This window comes from Flavobacterium koreense, from assembly GCF_054776075.1.
Map to the genome: position 1 here is coordinate 599,480 of NZ_BAAHCF010000029.1, position 21,300 is coordinate 620,779.

Genomic DNA, 21,300 nt, shown 5'->3' on the forward strand with positions numbered 1-21,300 from the left:
TGCTTTATGTTAAAATTGTTGTTAAAATCTCATTCTCTGAATTCTTACCGCATTTAAAATAGCTAAAAGTGCTACACCAACATCGGCAAAAACGGCTTCCCACATGGTGGCTAAACCGCCTGCACCGAGTATTAAAACAATTGCTTTTACTACAAATGCCAAAGTAATATTTTGCCAAACGATTTTTTTGGTTTGTTTGCCAATGTTTATTGCTATTGGGATTTTTGATGGCCTATCGTCTTGAATAACTACATCGGCAGTTTCGATAGTGGCATCGCTTCCTAGGCCGCCCATTGCAATACCAACGTTGCTTAATGCAACAACTGGTGCATCGTTTACACCATCGCCTACGAAACAAACGGTTTCATTTTTGGCAATGATTTCTTTTACTTTGTTTACTTTGTCTTCGGGAAGTAAATCGCCATAGGCATTTGTAATTCCGAGTTTTTGAGCTACAAATTGCACTACTGTATCTTTATCGCCACTTAACATTGTAGTTTTTATTCCTAATGCTTTTAGTTTGTCGATTGTGATTTGTGCATCTTCTTTTATGCTGTCTGCAATGGTTAAATAGCCCACAAATTTTTTATCATAAGCAATAGCAATTAATGTGTAAACAATACTTTTTGGATCAATATCATACGAAATGGAGAATTTATCCATTAGTTTGAAATTACCTACTAACAATTCTTTTCCGTTAACATTGGCTTTTAATCCGTGTCCTGAAATTTCTTCTACATCTTTTAAAATGATTGTACTATCAATTTTTCCGACATATTGATGAATGGCGGTTGCAACTGGATGTGTGCTTTGGCTTTCTAAAGCGTTGACCATTTGTAGAATATCGGCTGTGTTGAAATCAGCATTAAAAACAACTTCTTGCACCTTAAAAACGCCTTCGGTCATCGTGCCTGTTTTGTCCATCACTACGTTTTGAATGGTCGCCATAACATCGAGAAAATTACTTCCTTTGAAAAGAATTCCGTTTTTAGAAGCTGCTCCAATTCCTCCAAAATAACCTAACGGAATACTTATTACTAACGCACAAGGACACGAAATAACCAAGAAAACTAACGCTCTGTATAACCATTCTCTAAATATATAATCATCTACAAAAAGCATTGGAACAACACAAATTACAATGGCTAATAATACAACTATTGGCGTATAAATCTTGGCAAACTTTCTGATAAACAATTCGGTTGGTGCTTTTTTGGCGGTAGCATCTTGCACCATTTCGAGAATTTTGGATAGTTTACTATCGGTGTAAGCAACCGTTACTTTTACTTGGCAAACCGAATTTAGGTTTATCATTCCTGCTAAAACGGTTTCGCCTTTTGCTTTGGTGTCGGGTTTGCTTTCGCCTGTGAGTGCCGAAGTATTAAACGAAGCCGTATCTGAAAGTAATTCGCCATCTAACCCCAGTTTTTCACCTGCTTTGAGTTGGATAATATCGCCAATTTTAGCTGTTGATGCTTTGATAGTTTTAGCAACATTGTTTTCGAGAATAGTTACTTCGTCTGGTCTTTGGTCGAGTAAGGTTTTGATGTTAGCTTTTGCTCTTTGAACCGCCAATGTTTGGAATATTTCGCCAATGGCATAAAATAACATTACGGCAACACCTTCAGGAAATTCGCCTATAGCAAACGCTCCAATAGTTGCAATACTCATTAAAAGAAATTCTGAAAATATCTCGCCTTTGCGAATACTTTCAAATGCTTCTTTGACTACTGGCAATCCTACTGGAATGTATGCTAGAATATACCATCCTATTCTAACATAACCTGCAAACCACGATTGTTTAAAATAATTATCAAAACCAATGGCAACCAATAATAAAATAAAACTTATGATTGCTGGTAAAAACATTTGAAACGTAGATTTTTCTTCGCTGGAATGCTCGTGGTCGTGTCCGTCATCATCAGAATGATGTTCGGTTTTTTTATTTATTTTTTCTTCAAGAGTGCAACAAAGCTGATTGCCTTTTGCATCATACTTGTGTTTATGTTCCATTTCTATTTTTTTTAAATCCACAAAATTGAAAGTTCTGGATGGTATCAAATGGTGTGGTATGGTTTTCTGTAAAACATTTTATTGCTTCAAAATTTTCTATAAAAGTTTGTTTCATCGAATTTTCTGAATATTGTTTTATTTCCAATCCACTACATTTTAAAGGTCCGTTTTCAGAAAAAGTACCTAATAAAAAGTTGCCATTATCAGCAATAGCATTAGTAACGATGTTTATATATTTAGTTATATTTTCATCTTCAGTCAGAAAATGAAAAACAGCTCTGTCGTGCCAAAAATCAAATTTGACAATCGGTTTAAATTCTGTTATATCGGAAACAATCCAATGTATTAAATCGGCTTTATCTCCTAAACGTTTTTTGGCTCTTTCTAAAGCAAATTCAGAGATGTCCAATACCCAAATATTTTGATATCCTTTTTCTAATAAGGCATCCACAAAATTGCTATCGCCACCGCCAATATCAATGATATTGGCAGTTTTTGATAGGTTTACATTTTCTAAATACTCCATTGAAGTTTTTGGATATTTTTGTGTCCAACTTACTTCATTAGGATTTTTGGTTGCAAAAACATTTTCCCAATGTGATTTTTTGTTTTCCATTTGGATTACGCTTTACAACATCCATCTAAATTTTCATACGCTTTTGGATCGGCTTTTACTTCATCTGCATCGTATCCTAATTTAGAAATACCTTCTTTAATGGTCTGTAAGGTTGTTTTCTTTGCATTATAATACACTGTAAATGTCATTGCTTTATCGTCAAGCTCATACATTTTTAAACCTTTAATTTTGAGCATCTCAGTTTTGAATTTTAAACCACAAGTTTCACATTCTTTACAATGATCACAATGTAAAAAAGTTTTGATTACAGCTTTTTGATTGGCTTTTTGAGCAGAAGCAGTATTGCTTGTAAAAAATAATAGTGTTAAAAAAAAGATTGATTTTAAAATTGAATTTTTCATTTGAATTTATTTAATGATTAATAATTTATTCTTAATGTTCGTGTTCTCCGCCACCTTTTGAAGTTGCTAGTAAGTAAAAAGCACCTTTTATAACAATTTTCGCATCGGCAGGAATTTCTTCGACTAATTTTATTTCGGTGTAACCTAAATCAGTAGTTCCAGGAACCACTTCGATTGCTTTGAAGTGCACTTCATTGTGTCCTTCTTCTTCGCCTTCAGCGTGGTCTGAATGTTCTTCTCCTTCTTTATGTTGATGCTCTTCTTCTTTTACTTTTGAAGCTTGTTCTTGGTGTTCTTCTTGAATGTAAATATAATATTTATCGCCATTTCTAACAATTGCATCTTTTGGTAGTGCTTGAACTGTTTGATTGGTGATATTGATATTGGCAGCTACATACATTCCAGAAATTAAATCTTTGGCATCGCTTGGATTGATTTTGGCATGAACCGCAACTGTTTTGCTTTCGTTTGAAAATGATTTATTGATGCCAAATATTTTTCCTTTAATGGATTTATTGGACTGATTGGTTAATACAAAATCGACTTCTTGACCTACGGAAATTTTTCCCAAATCTTTTTCAAACACATTTAAATCCAAGTGCATTTGGCTGTTATCTACTACTTCAAAAAGTGTTACGCCTGTTTCTGCAAATGCTCCTTTTGTTATACTGATTTTACCCACATAACCGCTTATTGGCGAAACAATTGGAATTAACGAAGTGTTTCCGCTTAAACTAACATTTAACGCTTGCAGCTTGTTTTTTGCGGCTTGTGCTTTAGCTCTTTCTACTGCTAATTTTGATTTTACTTCTTGAAATGTTTTGCGAGGATTTACATTTTCATCGCTCAATGTTTTTTGACGATTATATTCCAATTGCAAGTATTCAATGTTTGCAATAGCCGAATTATAATCCTCCTGCATTTCTGTAACTTCAAGGTTTTGAATAGTTGCCAATGTTTTACCTTTTGCAACGTAAGTTCCTTCTAACACATAAATATCTTTTACTACACCACCAATTAAAGTTGAAATATTCGCCATATTTTGTGGTGGAACTGCAGTATAACCATTGGCTTTGATAACAGTATTCAGGTTTTTCATTTCGATGCTACCTGTTTCGATACCAATCGTTTTGAATTGTGCTTCGGTTAAGGCTACTTCAGTTTCTGACTTTTCTTCTTCGTGGGTTTCTTCGGTTTTCTTTTCGCCGCAGGAATTTAGAGTAAAGAGAATAGAAAACAGAATAAAGAGGTTGAAGAATGAACTTCGATTACAATTTGGTTTTAAAAATATATTTTTACTCATGATTTGATTTTTTATATTTCGGAATTCGTGAATCTTCGATTTCATATAATGGAATATTAATTGTTGTTGAAAGATGGAAATTGCAATTGAATAGCACTTTGATTGTAAGTATTAACGGCTTCGGCATTTTGCTTTTTGATGTCAATGGCTTGGTTTAAAAAACTGATATACGACCAGTAACTCATATCACCATTAGCATAACTTTTTTGTGCTGTAGTGATGATTTGCTCGGCATATTGCAATCCTTCGTTTTGGTAATATAAAAGTGCTTTTTTCTGTTTTTCGAACTCATTTTGTAGTTCTTCTTTCTGTAATTTCAAAGTCAATTTGCTTTTATCTAATTCTAATTGCGATTGCGAAATACTAATTTCTGATGCTTTGGCTTTTGCTGTATTTGCACCACCAAATAAAGGAATTTGCAATCCGGCAGTAAAACCCTGAAAATAGGATTTGGTATCGATGGTTTGACCAAAATAACCCAAACCTAATTTAGGAGTTCGCATTGCTTTGAACGTATTGGCTTCCTTTTGATACACTGAAATTTGCTGTGTGTAATAATCGCTTACTAATCCTTGTATTTTGTCATCTTTACTCGTTGTTGGATTAGCATATTGCAATGGTGTATTGGCATCAGGAACTATGTTTTCATCTGTTTGAATGAAGTATTGCAATTGCTTTTGATAGATTAACAAATCATATTCTAACTGTGCTTTTTGGGTTTCTATTTCTTTTGATTTTGCTTTAGCACTTATTACTTCTATATTGCCACTTTCTCCGGTTTGAAAACGAAGTTCTGCATTTTTTAGGAATTTGGAATAAATTTCAAATAACTCATTATTTAGTTTTTGAATAGAAACTCCATATAAATATTGATAATAGGCTAATGACACTGCTTTTTCAATTTCATACTCCGTTAATGCTTTTCGTTTTTCAGCCAATTTTGCCAATTCTTCTTGCAACTGACGGTTGGCTTTTGTGATTTTACCAATTGGAAAATACTGTTGAATGGAAACATTGTGGTCGTAATCAACACTATTGAATTGTCCGCCTTGGTATTGCACTTGCAAAGGATCTACTTGGAACGCTGTTTTCTTTAGAACAGTTTGTTTTTCAATTTCCTTATCCGCGATTTTTAAGTCGATGTTATTTGCTTTTGCTTTTTCAATAGCTTTTTCTAATGTTATTGTTTGACTGTTTTGAGCAAACGAAAAGCTACTAATTAACAAAACGAGTATTGTTACAATTGGATTTGACATTTTTTTTCTTCTTTTAATTCCCTTTTCAAATAATAAATAAAGTATTGGTAAAACGATTAAGGTTAGTAATGTTGCCGAAACTAATCCGCCAATAACTACCGTTGCTAATGGTTTTTGTACTTCGGCTCCACCACTAGTTGATAATGCCATTGGCAAAAATCCTAATGAAGCAACCGCAGCAGTCATTAATACTGGTCTAAGTCTGGTTTTTGTACCTATTAAAACCCGTTGTAATGGGTCGGTTATCCCTTCGGATTTGAGTTGGTTGAAATAGGAGATTAGCACAATTCCGTTCAACACAGCTATTCCAAACAAAGCAATAAATCCAATGCCTGCTGATATACTAAATGGCATTCCTCGTAACCAAAGTGCAAAAACGCCACCGATTGCTGATAATGGAATGGCTGTGAAAATTAATGCGGCTTGTTTCATACTATTGAAAGTAAAAAATAACAACACCATAATTAATCCTAAAGCGATTGGTAAAGCTACCGAAAGGCGTTTGTTGGCTTCCACCAAATTTTCAAATTGTCCTCCATACGTAACATAATACCCAGCAGGAAGTTTAAAACTGGTTTCTAATTTTTGTTGAATTTCTTCGACAACACTTTTTACATCACGACCACGAACATTTAAACCTATTGTAATTCTACGTTTACCATTTTCACGAGAAACTTGCACTGGACCTTGTTCGTAATTGATAGAAGCTACTTGCGAAAGTGGTACTTGCTGTCCGTTTGGTAATGGAATAAACAGATTAGAAACATCCGTTATGTCGCTACGATTGTCTTTGTTCATTCTAACGACAACATCAAAACGTTTGCTTTCTTCGTAGATTTTACCTGCGCTTTCGCCTGCAAAAGAAGAACGTATAATTTGATTGATGTCGGCAATATTTAAACCATATAAAGCAATTTTATTATAATCGTATTTGACTGTGATTTGAGGAAGTCCTGTTACTTTATCGGCTTTTAAATCTCCAATACCTTCTATTTTATTGATTTTACCTATTAATTCATTGGCTTTAGTATCTAAAACTTCTAAATCATCACCAAAAATTTTGATTGCAATATCACTTCTGCTTCCCGAAACTAACTCATTAAATCGCATCTGAATGGGTTGCGAAATTTCGATGTTTGCACCTGGAATGGCTTCCATTTCTTCTTTCATTAAATTGGCTAAATCTTCCCAATTATCGGCAGATGTCCATTCGGATTTGTCTTTTAAAACAATAATTAAATCGCCACTTTCTATTGGCATTGGATCTGTTGGAATTTCGCCGCTTCCTATTTTGGATACAATGGTTTTAATTTCAGGAAATTTTCCTTTTAATATTTTTTCATATTGAGTTGTTGTTTTTACCATTTGCGTTAGAGAACTGCCTGGCATTATAGTTACATTAATGGCTAAATCGCCTTCTTCGATGGTTGGAATAAATTCGCCACCCATATTTTGGAAAACGATAACGGCAAATACAAATAGAGCTAATGAAATTCCTAAAACAGCTTTTTTGAAACGTAATGCTTTATCTAAAAATGGTGTATAGATTTTCTCAAACCACGCCATCATTTTATCACTAAAGTTGGCTTTGTGTTCGGTGTTTTTTGATAAGAACATTGCACTCATCATAGGTACATAAGTCAACGACAAAATAAATGCTCCGACAACTGCGAAGCCAACTGTCATTGCCATTGGTTTGAACATTTTACCTTCTGTTCCTACTAAAGCTAGGATTGGTAGATATACAATTAAAATAATAATTTCTCCGAATGCTGCACTGTTACGAATTTTTGAAGCCGATTTATATACTTCGCTATCCATTTCGGATTGGGTTAAGTTTTTCTGCCTTTTGATTTTTTGCAAATGGTGCATCGTGGCTTCGACAATAATAACAGCACCATCGACAATAATTCCAAAATCGATCGCTCCTAAACTCATTAGGTTTCCGCTTACTCCAAAATGGTTCATTAAGATTACTGCAAAAAGCATTGATAGTGGAATTACCGATGCTACAATTAATCCGGCACGAAGATTACCTAGAAATAATATAAGCACAAAAATTACGATTAATGCACCTTCCAATAAATTTTTAGTAACTGTACCTATGGCGCTATTAACTAATTTTCCTCTATCGATAAATGCTTCGGTAACAACTCCTTCGGGTAAGGTTTTATTGATTTGAACCATTTTTTCCTTTACTCTTTCAGTCACGGCTTTAGAATTTTCGCCTTTGAGCATTAATGCCATTCCGCACACAATTTCTCCTTTACCATCTTTGGTGGACGCACCATATCTTAAGGCAACTCCTTCTCGGACTGCAGCCACATCACGCACTAAAACTGGTGCGCCATTTCTGTTTTTGACTACTACATTTTCTAAATCTTTAATGCCAGTTGCCATCCCAACACCGCGAATAAAGTAAGCGTATTGGTCTTTTTCGATATAAGCTCCACCTGTATTTTGATTGTTTTTCTCTAACGCTTCAAAAATTTCTGTAATGGTTACTCCCAAACTATTCAATGTATTTGGATTAACTGCGATTTCATATTGTTTTAGTTTTCCACCCCAAGTACTAACTTCGGCAACGCCTTCAATACCTTGTAATTGTGGAATAATAATCCAATCTTGAATGGTTCGTAATTTTACAGCATCATATTTGTCTTCATATCCTTTTTTGGCATAGACATCATACTGATAAATCTCGCCTAATCCAGTTGATATTGGTGCTAACTCTGGAGAACCAGCATAAGCAGGAATATTTTCTTTGGCTTGACTAAGGCGTTGAAAAATTTGTTCTCTAGCCCAATAAATATCTACATCGTCTTTGAAAACAACTGTGACTACTGAAAGCCCGAAACGAGAAATACTTCGTAACTCGATAACTTTTGGGATTGTTTTAAAAGATTGTTCTAAAGGATAAGTAATTAATTGCTCGACTTCTTGACTGGCTAAAGTTGGAGCAGTAGTAATTATTTGTACTTGGTTGTTGGTTACATCGGGTAACGCATCGAGTGGTAACTGTTTTATAGAATAGCTACCAAACGCTATTAGAACTAAAGTAAATAATAGTATTATAAACTTGTTCTTGATACTGAATTGTATGATTTTGTCTAACATTGAAATAGTATAATGAATTAGAAGATTAGCAAAATTTCTTTTGCTATTATTTGTGAAAAGTTCACAAGTTTCTAACCCGAAATTACTCGGGCTTCATTATGCTATTTGCGGTGGTTGCCAAATACTTCCGTAGAAATTAGAAGTAACTATAGAGGTATAGGACGGTAATTGCGTTTTTATACTCTTTGTAATTGGTGTAAAACTAAAAGTAGTAATCTTAAAATAACTCACTATTTGTGAGCCACAACAGTTGCAGTTGCAAAAAGGCGAACATAAATCATTTTCTTTATCGTGATTATGAGATTTTTCATCATGATTATCTGAAATCTCAACAGCTTTGTGTGCTGCACTACTTACTTCCATATCTGCACAAGGCAAGCATGATAGTGCAATTAGATAGATTGATAATATGTAATTTAAAAGTTTCACGAATACAAAGATAAAAATATTTTTAAAACAAATTCTTATATTACATTTTTTTTAGGTGCCTTTATATTTCCCACAAATTTATTTTTTAATATTTTCATATCTTCACTCACTTTTCTGTCCAGCACTTTAGCATAATGTTGAGTAGTTCTCAAGTTTTTATGACCTAACATTTTACTTACGCTTTCGATAGGAACTCCATTAGTAAGTGTTACTGTTGTTGCAAAAGTATGTCTAGCAATGTGAAATGTAAGTTCTTTTTCAATTTCACAAACTCCAGCTATTTCTTTTAAATAAGCGTTCATTTTTTGGTTTGATAGAATAGGTAGTAGTTTATCCTCGTTGTTACATTGTGGATGATTTTCATATTTATCGATTATCATTTGTGTAACTGGAAGGATTGGGATTTTGGAAGCACTTTCTGTTTTTTGTCTGTGAGTGAATATCCATTTCTCGCCATCAATACCGAAGCTTATATGGGATTTTGTTAGGTTTTTGACATCAATGTATGCCAAACCAGTAAAGCAACTGAAAAGGAAGATATCGCGAACCAGAGATAGTCTTTCTGTTTTGAAATCTTTTTCAATTATGCTTTGAATTTCATTTTCTGTTAAATAAACTCGATCAACTTCTTTGACTTTTGACTTATAGTTTGCAAATGGGTTTTTATCTAGCCAGTCATTGGCCAAACAAAGCTTAATTATTTTATTGAAGTTTTTAAGGTACTTAACTGCTGTGTTATTAGCACAGTTTCTAACACTTCTCAACCAAAACTCGTAATCGGTTATAAAGGCATGATCAATCTTTGTAATATCGATATCTGAAACGTTGTATTTCCATTGCATAAACTCAATAGTATGCTTGAGTGAAGTAGTGTAGCGTTCTAATGTTCCTGGAGCGTATTCTTTTCCAACTAATTCCTTTATTTTGTTGTTGTGGTCTTGGAAGATGGGAACAAGCATACGCTTGGTTTCTGATAGACCAAACAATTCATTCTTTAGATTTTCTGAATTTAAACTGATGTCTTTTTTGAAAAGTTTCTTCTCAGCTTCTAAAACTTGACTTTTTAAGTAATCAAGATGACTATTGATTGTTCTAGCTTCTTCTGTGGAACCTTTTACTTTGCTGCCTTCTGAGGACCATTTATCAGGATTGATATATTTGTTGGTGCTAAACTCAAAACGTTTGGTATTGACAGTAACTCTAGTGTAGATAGGACAAACCCCTAAATTGTTGGCTTTTGCTCTCTTGATGTAGAAGAGAATTGATACTGATGTGTTCATTGTTGGTGACCTTAAAGTTAGTATTAAATTTATTCGATTTAATAACTACACACAAGATGTACATTTTTTGAATATGTTGTTGAACACCTTGTAGTATCGGTGCTTTCGTTGCGAGGTGTCACTTAAAATTTATTTTTTTAGTGACACCTTAAAAGACACCTAAACTTTGAGATTTAATGAATAATTTGATATAGCCCTAAAAGAAAAAACCCACTAAATTGTTGAATTTAGTGGGTTTTAGTACCGTTTGCTTTTCAGCTAGCGGAGAAAGAGGGATTCGAACCCCCGGACCTGTTACAGTCAACAGTTTTCAAGACTGCCGCATTCGACCGCTCTGCCATTTCTCCAGTAAGACGCTCATACTTCCGTATTGCGGATGCAAATATAGTAACCTTTTTTTGTTTTCCAAATAGATTTTAAACAAAAAAACGATTAATTTTTATTATAAAAACTAATCGTTTCATTTTCTATACTTTAGGAAACTTAAATTTTGTATTTTTTTGCATTAATAACCCACGTAATCCGTGATTTCTAATCCATATCCAATCATTCCTACGCGTTTTGTGTGTTGCGTATTGGTGATTAATCGTATTTTAGAAATGTCTATGTCGTGCAATATTTGTGCTCCAATTCCAAAATCTTTCGCATCCATTCTAATTTGTGGTGCATTAATGATTCCTTGCTCTTGCAATACTTTAAGTTCTTTTAAACGATTCAATAAATCTAACGATTGTACTTCTTGATTAATAAAGATAACGGCACCTTTGCCTTCTTCGTTAATCAATCGGAACATATCATCCAATTTTTTGTCGGCATTGTTGGTCAAGGTTCCTAAAATATCGTTGTTGATTTGCGTTGAATTGATACGAGTCAGAATAGAATCTCCTTTACTCCAACTTCCTTTGGTTAAAGCTACATGAACTTGTTTATTTGTGGTTTGTAGATAAGCTCTCAAACGAAATTGTCCAAAACGTGTTTCTATCTCAAAATCTTCTTTCTTTACAATTAAGCTATCGTGTTGCATTCTATAAGCCACTAAGGCTTCAATGGAAACTAATTTTAAATCAAATTTCTTTGCCACTTCAACCAATTGTGGTAAGCGAGCCATTGTTCCATCTTCATTCATGATTTCAACAATAACTCCTGCCGATTTGAATCCAGCTAAACGTGCAAAATCAATTGCTGCTTCTGTATGACCAGTTCTTCTCAAAACGCCACCTTGCTTTGCAACCAACGGAAAGATATGTCCAGGACGCGCTAAATCATAGGGTTTTGTGTTTTCATCTACTAAAGAAAGAATAGTTTTGGCTCTATCAGCTGCAGAAATACCTGTTGTAACTCCATTTCCTTTTAAATCTACAGAAACCGTAAAAGCAGTTTCCATATGGTCTGTATTGTTTCTAACCATCGCGTGTAAATCCAATTCTTTACAACGACTTTCAGTTAATGGTGCGCAAATTAATCCACGACCATGTGTAGCCATAAAATTAATCATCTCGGGAGTTACTTTTTCGGCAGCAGCCAAGAAATCACCTTCATTCTCTCTATCTTCATCATCAACAACAATGATGACTTTACCTTGACGAATGTCTTCGATAGCTTCTTCTATAGTGTTGAGTTGTATGTTATTTGACATGATCTTAATTAGTAGTTAATGTGTTCAAAGCTTTTTTGGTGTAAAGGTAAAGCAAACCATAAAAAGGAAAACCAGTTAATATTGAAATACCCATACCAGGTTCGATTGCTATACAATGTGCCTTGCTTATTTTTGAAACGATTTGTTGTGATTGATATATAAAATATAGTAATACTATAAGACTTAATCCAAACAAAATTGTGGTGATAATGGAATTATTCATAAACCATAGTAGGCAGGTTATGAATGTTATACCATAAGCGATTAACCCAAAATTGGCATATTTTTGATATTTTTCGATATGTGATTTAGTATCAAATGAGGCATCAATAGTTTTTGGAGTTGCATTCTCATTCTCTTGTGTTTTTTTTGTAAAAAACTTTTGAAGAGGAAGTAGAACACCATCAAAACTAACCATACCTCCAATGTCATTAATAGCTCTATAGGTAAGTAAAACTGCTAGAGGAGTTAATACAATAGACGACATCCAAACGCCCATGAATGGAGTCATTCCGTCTTCTTGAGCTACTCTTTTTCCAAAAGTATTGATAAAATGGAATACAATAAAAATCGCTACTGCAAATACAATAGGTAATCCCAAACCACCTTTTCGGATGATGGAGCCTAGTGGAGCTCCAATAAAAAACATCAATAAGCATGAAAAAGCAATCATGTATTTGTCATGTAATGCAATCCAATGTTTGTTGATACTTTTCTGTTTAGCTTGCATTTCAAAAATGGAACTGTCAATAGAAAAAACAGTATTTTCTATATTACTGAAGGCAATTTTTACTATCTCACTTTTTTGACTATCAGTAAGATTAGCCAATAAATTATTGGAAGAAACTTTGGTTCTTACTTGCGTACTATCGGGTTGATAGTAAGTATTGTTAATCCCAGTGCGCAAATAAATGTTCTCAGTGTAGGAGCGAAGGTCTTTTTTGTAATTGGTATTAAGTGAATCAATAGTAAATCGTAACTCACTTATATTAAGCATGGTATTAGTGTTAGAAATATCTACTTCGTCCATACTCGATTGATTCAATTTTGATAAATCAATATTAATTACATCACGTTTGAAGGTTCCTTTAGCAAAAGGAATTCTAGGACGTTCTTCATATTTCTTAGGAATAATGTCTTCGTAGTAATTTCCATCTGTTAAAACTAACTTTAAAGTATTGGATGATTCACTACTTATTAGTTCACCTTTTTTAGCTTTAATTACGGTTGTATTTCCTTCACCATTTGGAAGTTTCCTGTGAATGGTTACTCCAGTTAGAAAGTTTCCTTTTTCACCTGATTTTTTATCTACTTTGATGGTGTAATTTCCAACTTCACTAAATTGACCTTCTGCAATTGCCATTGCTGGCTTAACTTGAGCGATATTTCGTCTAAAGTTGATGAACTTATATTCTGCGTAAGGAATTACATTGTTGGCAAAGAAAAAGGATAAAATGCTTAGTAAAATTATAAATACGGTGATGCTTCTCATGGTTCTCTGAAAAGAAATTCCAGAAGATTTCATTGCTGCAAATTCGTAGTTTTCTGCTAAGCTTCCAAAAGTCATAATTGAAGCCAATAACACAGATAAAGGCAATACTAGCGGAACTATTCTTGGCATAGAGAATAGTAAAAATTTTACGACCAAAAGGAAGTCTAAATCTTTACCAGCCAACTCAGAAATGAATAACCAGACCGTTTGAAGTATGAATATAAAAAACAAGATTACAAATACCGTAGTAAATGTAATCAGGAATGATTTTAATAAATACTTGTCTAATATTTTCACAAAAGCTAATCTAATTTATTGATGTAGTAGTTAGGATATTTACTCGCTACAAATGTAAATTGATTTTTTGACAATGGCTGATTGGTTTTGAAAGAATTAACAGTCAATGTAGTTTTTGTACCATTTTTACCAACTTCTATAAGATTATAAATGGTTTTAGTTTGAACATCAATTCCCAACAAAACCTCTTTACGTTGGTCTTTAGCGCTATTCGGAATTAATTTGATGTATTGAATTTTACGTCCTTTAATGTTTTGAGAAATATCCATAGAATATTTATAACCACTATTGAAAAACGTTAGCATTTTGGCAGGAGTAATAGCTTTATCATCTTTGTCATTTACACTTGAAATAGTAACTTCTTCATCTTCTGGATTTATAGTGTAGGATTTCTTTCCGTCGTAAATTTTAGTTACGCCCATAAAATTAAGAACATACTTATTTCCTTCCAAAGTTACATTTCCTTTGCTTTCTTGGTTAATGTTTTCTTTGGCGTTATTCAAAGTGTATTTAAAATCAATAACGATGTTCTTATAACTTTTGATTTTTTCAGTTACATCGTCTAAAAGCTCTTTAGCTTTTTTATCTTGTGCATTAGCGGTTAAACTAACAAAAAGTAGTAACGCAATTGACAGAAATTTATTCATTTTAATTATTGTTTTGTTCATTGTTTAAAAATTGATCTAAAGCTACCAAGTCTGGAATGTTTACACTTCTAGCTTTGCTGCCTTCAAAAGGTCCAACAATTCCGGCTGCTTCTAGTTGATCTATTAGTCTTCCGGCACGATTGTAACCTAGTTTCAATTTTCTTTGCAATAATGATGCCGAACCTTGTTGTGCGGTCACAATTATTTCTGCAGCTTCTCTAAACATAGAATCTCTTTCGGAAATATCGATGTCTAATTTCACGCTGCTTTCTTCACCAACATACTCAGGAAGCATGAAAGCACTTGCATACGCTTTTTGAGAACCAATATAATCTACAATTTTTTCAACTTCAGGTGTGTCTACAAAGGCACATTGTACACGAACTAAATCATTTCCGTTTGAAAACAATAAATCTCCACGTCCAATCAATTGGTCAGCTCCACCAGAATCTAATATAGTTCTTGAGTCAATTTTTGATGTTACTCTAAAAGCAATTCTTGCAGGAAAGTTAGCTTTAATCATACCCGTAATTACATTAACCGAAGGTCTTTGTGTGGCAATGATTAAGTGAATTCCGATAGCACGAGCTAATTGTGCCAAACGAGCAATTGGTGTTTCTACTTCTTTTCCGGCGGTCATAATTAAATCGGCAAACTCATCGACCACTAATACTATATAAGGTAAAAATTGGTGTCCGTGTTCTGGATTTAATTTACGCTGTTTGAATTTCTCATTGTATTCTTTGATGTTTCTAACCATCGCATCTTTTAATAAAGAATAACGGTTGTCCATTTCGATACAAAGTGAATTCAACGTATTGATTACTTTACTATTATCGGTGATAATGGCATCTTCAGAATCTGGTAATTTTGCTAAATAATGTCTTTCAATTTTGTTGAAAAGTGTTAACTCCACTTTCTTTGGATCTACCAAAACAAACTTCACTTCTGCAGGATGCTTTTTGTATAATAACGAAGTTAAGACAGCATTCAAACCAACCGATTTTCCTTGTCCAGTTGCTCCAGCCATTAAAAGGTGAGGCATTTTGGCTAAGTCAAATACAAAAGTTTCGTTAGAAATTGTTTTTCCTAAGGCAATTGGTAATTCCATTTCGGCTTCTTGAAACTTTGCAGATGCAATCACCGTTTTCATTGGAACCATAGTAGGATTCTTGTTCGGAACCTCAATACCAATTGTACCTTTTCCTGGAATAGGAGCGATGATACGAATACCCAATGCTGAAAGTGAAAGTGCAATATCGTCTTCCAAACTTTTAATTTTAGAAATACGAACTCCAGCTTCTGGAACAATTTCATAAAGTGTTACCGATGGACCAACAGTCGCTTTGATTTGAGCAATATCGATTTTGTAGTTACGTAACGTTTCTACAATGTTGTTTTTGTTGTCCTCAAGTTCCTCTTGATTGATGGTAATTCCAACGCTTGAGTATTCTTTCAGTAAATCAATAGTTGGAAATTTATAATTAGACAATTCCAATTTAGGGTCAAATAAACCAAAATCGGCTACTAATTTGGCTGCCAAATTTTCTTCAACCGTATCTTCGTCTTGCGATTTTTCAATTACAAAAGCTTCGTCATTGGTTTTGATTATTTCTTTTGCAGGTTCTGCTTTTGGAGTTATGGGTTGCTCAACTTCTAGTGAAAGTGAAGGAGTAACTTTTGGTTCATTTTTTAATGTAGGTTCCAATTCAATTTCAGAATAACTTGAAATTGTTGGTTTCAATGTTTCTTTATTGATTTCAAACTGAGAGGTTACTGGTTTTATATAAGGTTCTTCAAATGCTTCATCTAAATCGTCTTTAGATTCCTCAACGGCATATTCTTCAAGGTTGTAAGCTCCACTTACATCTTCAGAAGGTTTTGATTTCATGGCATCAATATCTTCTTTGAATTCTTTTTGCTTCTTCTCAAAAAACATTTTGATGCTGTCTGGAGAGATTTTGATTTTGAACAACAAATAAATTACTAATCCAAAAAGTAAAACTAAGAAAGTTCCAATTTTTCCGATGTAATCTTGAAAGAATTGATTCATTTCAAAACCAATAGTTCCGCCAAGTTCTGGAATGGAATTGGCAAAGAATCCGAAAAGAATGGATAAAATGATAATGGCAAATAAATCCCAAAACCAAGTTGATTTTAATTTCTTTAATGGTAAATCTAAAACCATGAAAGCACCAGTAATGAAAAATAATTTTACAAAAAGAAACGAAGCAGCACCAAATCCTTTGTAAATAAAGAAGTCCGATAGAAATGCACCTACTTTTCCTAACCAATTTTCTGCAGGTTTGTTTCTGTCAGATAATGCGGTAACTACACTTTGATCTTCTTGACCATGCATGAAAAACGAAATGAAAGCCACCAAAAGTCCTATGGATAAAAGTACTAAAAGACAACCAAAAACTACTTTGTATTGTCTTTTCATTTTCCAAGGAAGCTTTTCTCCTGGTTCGGTAGATTTTGTATTTTCTTTTTTTACTTGTTTTGCCATTCGAAATTAAATAGTTGGTATAAAAATAGAAATTTTATGTTGTAATCAATTAAAATTTTGGAATATAAATAATGCATCCAATAGCAATAGCAGTCATCGCAGCAAAAAATACGGCTCCAGCTGCAATGTCTTTGATAAAACCAATGCGTTCATGGTATTCAGGATGAATGAAATCGGCCACTTTTTCTACTGCAGTGTTTAGACCTTCAATTCCAAGGACTAAACCAATGGCTAAGGTTTGAATCAACCATTCTTCGTGAGAAATTTCAAAGTAGAAACCTGCAATAATCATTACAACAGCCAAACAGCTTTGTACCATAACGCTGTGTTCAGTTGTAATTAATTTGATGGCGCCTTTAAAGGCAAACCCCATACTTTTAAATCGTCCAGTTAAGAAGGTTTTATCTCTTTCGAATTCCATTATAGTGATGCTAAAGCGGCTTCGTAATTAGGTTCGTCTGCAATTTCTGCAACTTGTTCAGCGTGTTTTACAACTCCGTTTTCGTCTAAAACGATAACTACTCTAGAATGTAATCCTGCTAATGGACCATCAACGATTTCTAAACCATAATTTTTCCCGAAACTTCCTTCTTTGAAATCAGATAAATTTTCAACATTTTCTAATCCTTCAGCGCCACAAAAACGTTTTTGAGCAAAAGGTAAATCTCTTGAAATACATAATACTTTTGTGTTTTCTAAAGCACTAGCTTTTGCGTTAAAAGTTCTAACCGAAGTAGCACAAGTTCCAGTATCAATACTTGGGAAAATGTTTAAAACCAATTTGCTTCCTGCATAATCAGCTAAAGTTGCTACAGATAAATCGCTTTTTACTAATTGAAAATCGGTTGCTTTTGAACCTACTTGAGGTAATGAACCATTTGTGTTTATTGGGTTTCCACCTAATGTTATTGCTGCCATTTTTATTTCTTTTTTAAGATTTCAAAAGTATGAAATTATTTCGGAATTGAGAAGTTTGATTTGTAGTATAAATTTAACATAATAATTTGCTTTATATAATTGTTTTATCGTAATATTGCAATATAATAATTATTTATAAAAATGGGAGCATCAAAATCAGAATCATTTTCAGAAGAGCACAACGAAATGGCAACGCTATTTAAAGCGCTTTCACATCCAGCAAGAATTGCAATTGTCGATTATTTATTGTCGGTAGATTCATGTATTTGTGGTGATATTGTAAACGAATTACCATTGGCGCAACCTACGATTTCACAACATCTTAAAGAATTGAAGAACGCCAATATCATAAAAGGAACGATTGAAGGAACTGCCATTTGCTATTGCATAAATCCGGATACTATTGATAAAATAGAAAATCATTTTGGAATGATTCGACATAAACTAAAGAACAAATGTTGTTAGAGAAATTCCAATATTTAAATTCCAAATTCCAAAATCTTAATACATAGTAATTCAGTCTTAATACTTAATACTTCAATCTTAATACTCATATCATGAAACTATCAGAAATAAAAAATCAGTTAAAAAATCTTTCACAAATTGCTTTTCAATTGCCTAATGGCGAATTGGTTCCAAGTCATTTTCACGTTACTGAAGTTGGAAAAATCACTAAACATTTCATCGATTGTGGTGGCGTAGTTCGAGCAGAAGAAGTTGTGAATTTTCAACTTTGGGAAGCCAACGATTATGATCATCGATTGCATCCTGAAAAATTGGTTCACATCATTGAATTATCGGAAGCTAAATTGCAAATTCCAGATTTAGAAATCGAAGTAGAATACCAAATGAAAGAAACCATTGGGAAATTCGGTTTAGATTTTGACGGAACTAACTTCCAATTAAAATCAAAACTAACCGATTGTTTAGCAAAAGACAATTGTGGAATTCCGCCAGAAAAATTGAAAGTAAAAATAGGAGAGTGGAAACCAAAAGAAACTTCTTGTTGTACTCCAGATTCTGGTTGTTGTTAAAAATTTAATCAAAAGAATTTGAAAAATATAAATAATAAAGACTTTGTGAGCTTAGTGTCTTCTTAGTGTCTTTGTGGTTAAAAAAGTATTTATGCTAGAAAATCTATCCAAAACCATAACAACTATTTCAAAAATTTCTGTTCCAAACGAGCGCACAGAAGTTTTGAAACCTTTGATTGATTATATTCAAAATAAAGTAAACTCCAACGAAGAAATTCGTCTAAACTTCATTTGCACACACAATTCACGCAGAAGTCATTTGTCGCAAATTTGGGCACAAACTATGGCATTTCAATTCGGAATTCAAAAGGTTTTTTGCTATTCTGGTGGAACGGAAGCTACAGCTATGTTTCCAAAAGTAGTTGAGACTTTGGTAAATCAAGGTTTTGAAATTCAGAAATTGAGTGAAGAACAAAACCCTGTTTATGCGGTGAAATTTGATGAAAATCAACATCCCATTATTTGTTTTTCAAAAGCGTATTTCGATGATTTTAATCCGAAAAATAATTTTGGAGCTATCATGACTTGTAATAATGCCGATGAAGGTTGTCCAATGGTTTTTGGAGCAGAAGCCAGATTTCCAATAAAATATGACGATCCAAAAGCCTTTGACGGAACTGAAATTATGAACGAAAAATACGCAGAAAGAAGTTTACAAATAGCCTCTGAAATGTATTATGTTTTTTCTCAAATAAAGAATTAAGGATATGAAGAAACGACTAAATTTCCTCGACCGATTTCTAACACTTTGGATATTTCTAGCTATGCTAATTGGAGTTGGCATCGGTTATTTTATTCCGAATTCAGCCGATTTTATTAATTCGTTTTCATCAGGAACTACGAATATTCCTTTGGCAATTGGATTGATTTTGATGATGTATCCACCATTAACAAAAATCGATTTTTCTCAAGTTCCTAAAATGTTTGAACAACCCAAATTATTGACAGCTTCCTTTTTTATCACTTGGATTGTTGGACCTTTTTTGATGTTTTTATTGGCGACTTTTTTCCTAAAAGACTATCCAGAATACATGACAGGATTAATCATCATTGGAATTGCTCCGTGCATTGCAATGGTAATCGTTTGGAACGAACTAGCCGAAGGAAACAGAGAGCTAACAGCAGGATTAATCGGAATTAATAGTTTGCTACAAGTGTTTTTCTTCAGTTTGTATGCTTATTTTTATTTGGCAGTGATGTTGCCTTTATTCGGAATCAAAGGTTTGGAACTCGATATTACTATTTCAGAAATCGCCAAAACCGTTGGAATTTATCTCGGAATTCCGTTTGCATTAGCAGTGATTAGCCGATTTATGATTAAAAAATATGTTGGCGAAAAATGGTTCAATCAAAAGTTTCTTCCATTTGTTTCACCGATTACTTTGATAGCGCTTCTTTTTACGATTGTTGTAATGTTCAGTTTGAAAGGCGAAATGATTGTCGATTTACCGATGGACGTAATTCGAATTGCCATTCCACTAGTGATTTTCTTTGCTATTATGTTTTTCTTGATTTTTTTTGTTTCCAAGAAAATTGGTGCCAATTATCGTGATGCTGTTGCATTATCGTTTACAGCTTCAGGAAATAATTTTGAGTTAGCAATTGCTGTTTCCATAGGTGTTTTCGGAATCAATAGCGGACAGGCTTTTGCAGGCGTTATTGGACCTTTAGTTGAAGTTCCAGCATTAATTATTTTGGTGAATGTGGCGTTTTGGTTGAGAAAGAAGTATTTTTGATTTTAATAAAAAACACCTATAACACTTGTCTATTTAAGTTCAGAAAGGATTAACTTTTTCTGTTTCATAGTGTTTTTCATTGCCTTTTCTCTAACTTTAGAATCTTCGCTGTTGATAAGGTCAAAATATTCAACAGGAACAACCTGCCACGACAAGCCATATTTGTCTTTACACCAACCACAAGAACCTTCTTGACCACCATTTGCAGTCAAAGCTTCCCAATAATAATCTACTTCTGCTTGGTCTTTGCAATTGATAACAAACGAAATAGATTCATTAAATTTGAAATAAGGTCCAGCAGCTAAAATGCTAAATTCTATATCACCAATTTCCATAACCGCTGTTTCGAAGCTATCTTGACCACCTTGATCTTTAGCTTCCGTTGGATTTTTATATTGGTGGTATTCTTTCATTTTACCCTCTTTGAAAATAGAAAGGTAATACTCTACAACTGCTTTTGCATCTTTATCAACCCAAAGACAAGGCGTTATTTTTTGCTTAATAGAAGTTGATTTTTTTGTTTCTGTTGGATTGGTTGTGGAATCTGTTTTACTATTATTAGAAGAGTTCTTTTGGGAATCTTTACAACTCACTAGACTTACTATAGCAAATGCAGTTAAAAAAATAAGTTTGTAGTTTTTCATTTCTAGTTTTT

17 protein-coding genes, 1 tRNA gene and 1 pseudogene are annotated in these 21,300 nt (G+C 33.5%); 4 read left to right on the plus strand and 15 right to left on the minus strand.

Going from position 1 to position 21,300, the window contains the following annotated elements; genetic code table 11:
- Positions 1 to 21: 21 nt before the first annotated feature.
- The 14 genes and pseudogenes from ACYU7A_RS11100 to tpx all read right to left on the minus strand — a co-directional run bounded on the left by ACYU7A_RS11100 (position 22) and on the right by tpx (position 17,875).
- Complete coding sequence (locus ACYU7A_RS11100; RefSeq protein WP_460576549.1) at positions 22 to 2,013, minus strand: heavy metal translocating P-type ATPase; 1,992 nt, start codon at positions 2,011 to 2,013, stop codon at positions 22 to 24.
- A complete protein-coding gene (locus tag ACYU7A_RS11105) occupies positions 2,003 to 2,629 on the minus strand; it encodes a class I SAM-dependent methyltransferase (protein ID WP_460576551.1) in 627 nt (208 codons plus the stop codon). The genes ACYU7A_RS11100 and ACYU7A_RS11105 overlap by 11 nt, the downstream gene beginning before the upstream one ends.
- 5 nt (positions 2,630 to 2,634) lie before the next feature.
- Positions 2,635 to 2,991 carry a hypothetical protein gene (locus tag ACYU7A_RS11110; RefSeq protein ID WP_064715035.1) on the minus strand — a complete coding sequence of 119 codons (357 nt, stop codon included), beginning with the start codon at positions 2,989 to 2,991 and terminating at the stop codon, positions 2,635 to 2,637.
- 31 nt (positions 2,992 to 3,022) lie between these two features.
- Positions 3,023 to 4,294 carry an efflux RND transporter periplasmic adaptor subunit gene (locus ACYU7A_RS11115; RefSeq protein ID WP_460576554.1) on the minus strand — a complete coding sequence of 424 codons (1,272 nt, stop codon included), beginning with the start codon at positions 4,292 to 4,294 and terminating at the stop codon, positions 3,023 to 3,025.
- Between the two features lie 56 nt (positions 4,295 to 4,350).
- Positions 4,351 to 8,667, minus strand: coding sequence for a CusA/CzcA family heavy metal efflux RND transporter (locus ACYU7A_RS11120; protein WP_460576556.1), 4,317 nt, complete (start codon positions 8,665 to 8,667; stop codon positions 4,351 to 4,353).
- A 96-nt stretch (positions 8,668 to 8,763) separates the two neighbouring features.
- Entirely contained in the window at positions 8,764 to 9,096 is a 333-nt protein-coding gene (locus tag ACYU7A_RS11125; protein ID WP_317038994.1) for a DUF6660 family protein, read from the minus strand.
- Positions 9,097 to 9,131: 35 nt separating this feature from the next.
- The gene (locus ACYU7A_RS11130; RefSeq protein WP_229324110.1) at positions 9,132 to 10,376 is read right to left on the minus strand and encodes a site-specific integrase; all 1,245 of its coding nucleotides are present in this window, start codon (positions 10,374 to 10,376) and stop codon (positions 9,132 to 9,134) included.
- Positions 10,377 to 10,638: 262 nt separating this feature from the next.
- A tRNA-Ser gene (locus ACYU7A_RS11135) sits at positions 10,639 to 10,723 on the minus strand.
- A gap of 158 nt (positions 10,724 to 10,881) precedes the next feature.
- The gene (gene ribB / locus ACYU7A_RS11140; protein WP_460576559.1) at positions 10,882 to 12,012 is read right to left on the minus strand and encodes a 3,4-dihydroxy-2-butanone-4-phosphate synthase; all 1,131 of its coding nucleotides are present in this window, start codon (positions 12,010 to 12,012) and stop codon (positions 10,882 to 10,884) included.
- A gap of 352 nt (positions 12,013 to 12,364) precedes the next feature.
- Positions 12,365 to 13,801 (minus strand): annotated as a pseudogene (locus ACYU7A_RS11145) (LptF/LptG family permease); the annotation flags it as partial.
- A 5-nt stretch (positions 13,802 to 13,806) separates the two neighbouring features.
- On the minus strand, positions 13,807 to 14,448 hold the full coding sequence (locus tag ACYU7A_RS11150; RefSeq protein WP_298305449.1) for a LolA family protein: 642 nt from the start codon (positions 14,446 to 14,448) through the stop codon (positions 13,807 to 13,809).
- A 1-nt stretch (position 14,449) separates the two neighbouring features.
- Positions 14,450 to 16,957 carry a DNA translocase FtsK gene (locus tag ACYU7A_RS11155; RefSeq protein WP_460576561.1) on the minus strand — a complete coding sequence of 836 codons (2,508 nt, stop codon included), beginning with the start codon at positions 16,955 to 16,957 and terminating at the stop codon, positions 14,450 to 14,452.
- 49 nt (positions 16,958 to 17,006) lie between these two features.
- Positions 17,007 to 17,378: a diacylglycerol kinase gene (locus ACYU7A_RS11160; protein ID WP_344816505.1), complete on the minus strand. Its 372-nt coding sequence runs from the start codon at positions 17,376 to 17,378 to the stop codon at positions 17,007 to 17,009.
- Positions 17,378 to 17,875: a thiol peroxidase gene (gene tpx / locus ACYU7A_RS11165; RefSeq protein ID WP_460576563.1), complete on the minus strand. Its 498-nt coding sequence runs from the start codon at positions 17,873 to 17,875 to the stop codon at positions 17,378 to 17,380. The genes ACYU7A_RS11160 and tpx overlap by 1 nt, the downstream gene beginning before the upstream one ends.
- 141 nt (positions 17,876 to 18,016) lie before the next feature.
- Between tpx and ACYU7A_RS11170 the strand changes: the two genes are divergently transcribed.
- The 4 genes from ACYU7A_RS11170 (at position 18,017) to arsB (ending at position 20,645) form a co-directional block, all read left to right on the plus strand.
- Positions 18,017 to 18,340 carry an ArsR/SmtB family transcription factor gene (locus ACYU7A_RS11170; RefSeq protein ID WP_298305457.1) on the plus strand — a complete coding sequence of 108 codons (324 nt, stop codon included), beginning with the start codon at positions 18,017 to 18,019 and terminating at the stop codon, positions 18,338 to 18,340.
- A gap of 92 nt (positions 18,341 to 18,432) precedes the next feature.
- Complete coding sequence (locus ACYU7A_RS11175; protein ID WP_460576566.1) at positions 18,433 to 18,909, plus strand: DUF6428 family protein; 477 nt, start codon at positions 18,433 to 18,435, stop codon at positions 18,907 to 18,909.
- A gap of 91 nt (positions 18,910 to 19,000) precedes the next feature.
- Positions 19,001 to 19,612: an arsenate-mycothiol transferase ArsC gene (locus tag ACYU7A_RS11180; RefSeq protein ID WP_460576568.1), complete on the plus strand. Its 612-nt coding sequence runs from the start codon at positions 19,001 to 19,003 to the stop codon at positions 19,610 to 19,612.
- 4 nt (positions 19,613 to 19,616) lie between these two features.
- Positions 19,617 to 20,645: an ACR3 family arsenite efflux transporter gene (gene arsB / locus ACYU7A_RS11185; RefSeq protein ID WP_460576570.1), complete on the plus strand. Its 1,029-nt coding sequence runs from the start codon at positions 19,617 to 19,619 to the stop codon at positions 20,643 to 20,645.
- A 29-nt stretch (positions 20,646 to 20,674) separates the two neighbouring features.
- Here the strand turns inward: arsB and ACYU7A_RS11190 are convergent, their stop codons facing one another.
- Positions 20,675 to 21,289 (minus strand): VOC family protein, encoded by a 615-nt coding sequence (locus ACYU7A_RS11190; RefSeq protein WP_460576572.1) that lies wholly within the window; start codon positions 21,287 to 21,289, stop codon positions 20,675 to 20,677.
- Between the last annotated feature and the right edge of the window lie 11 nt (positions 21,290 to 21,300).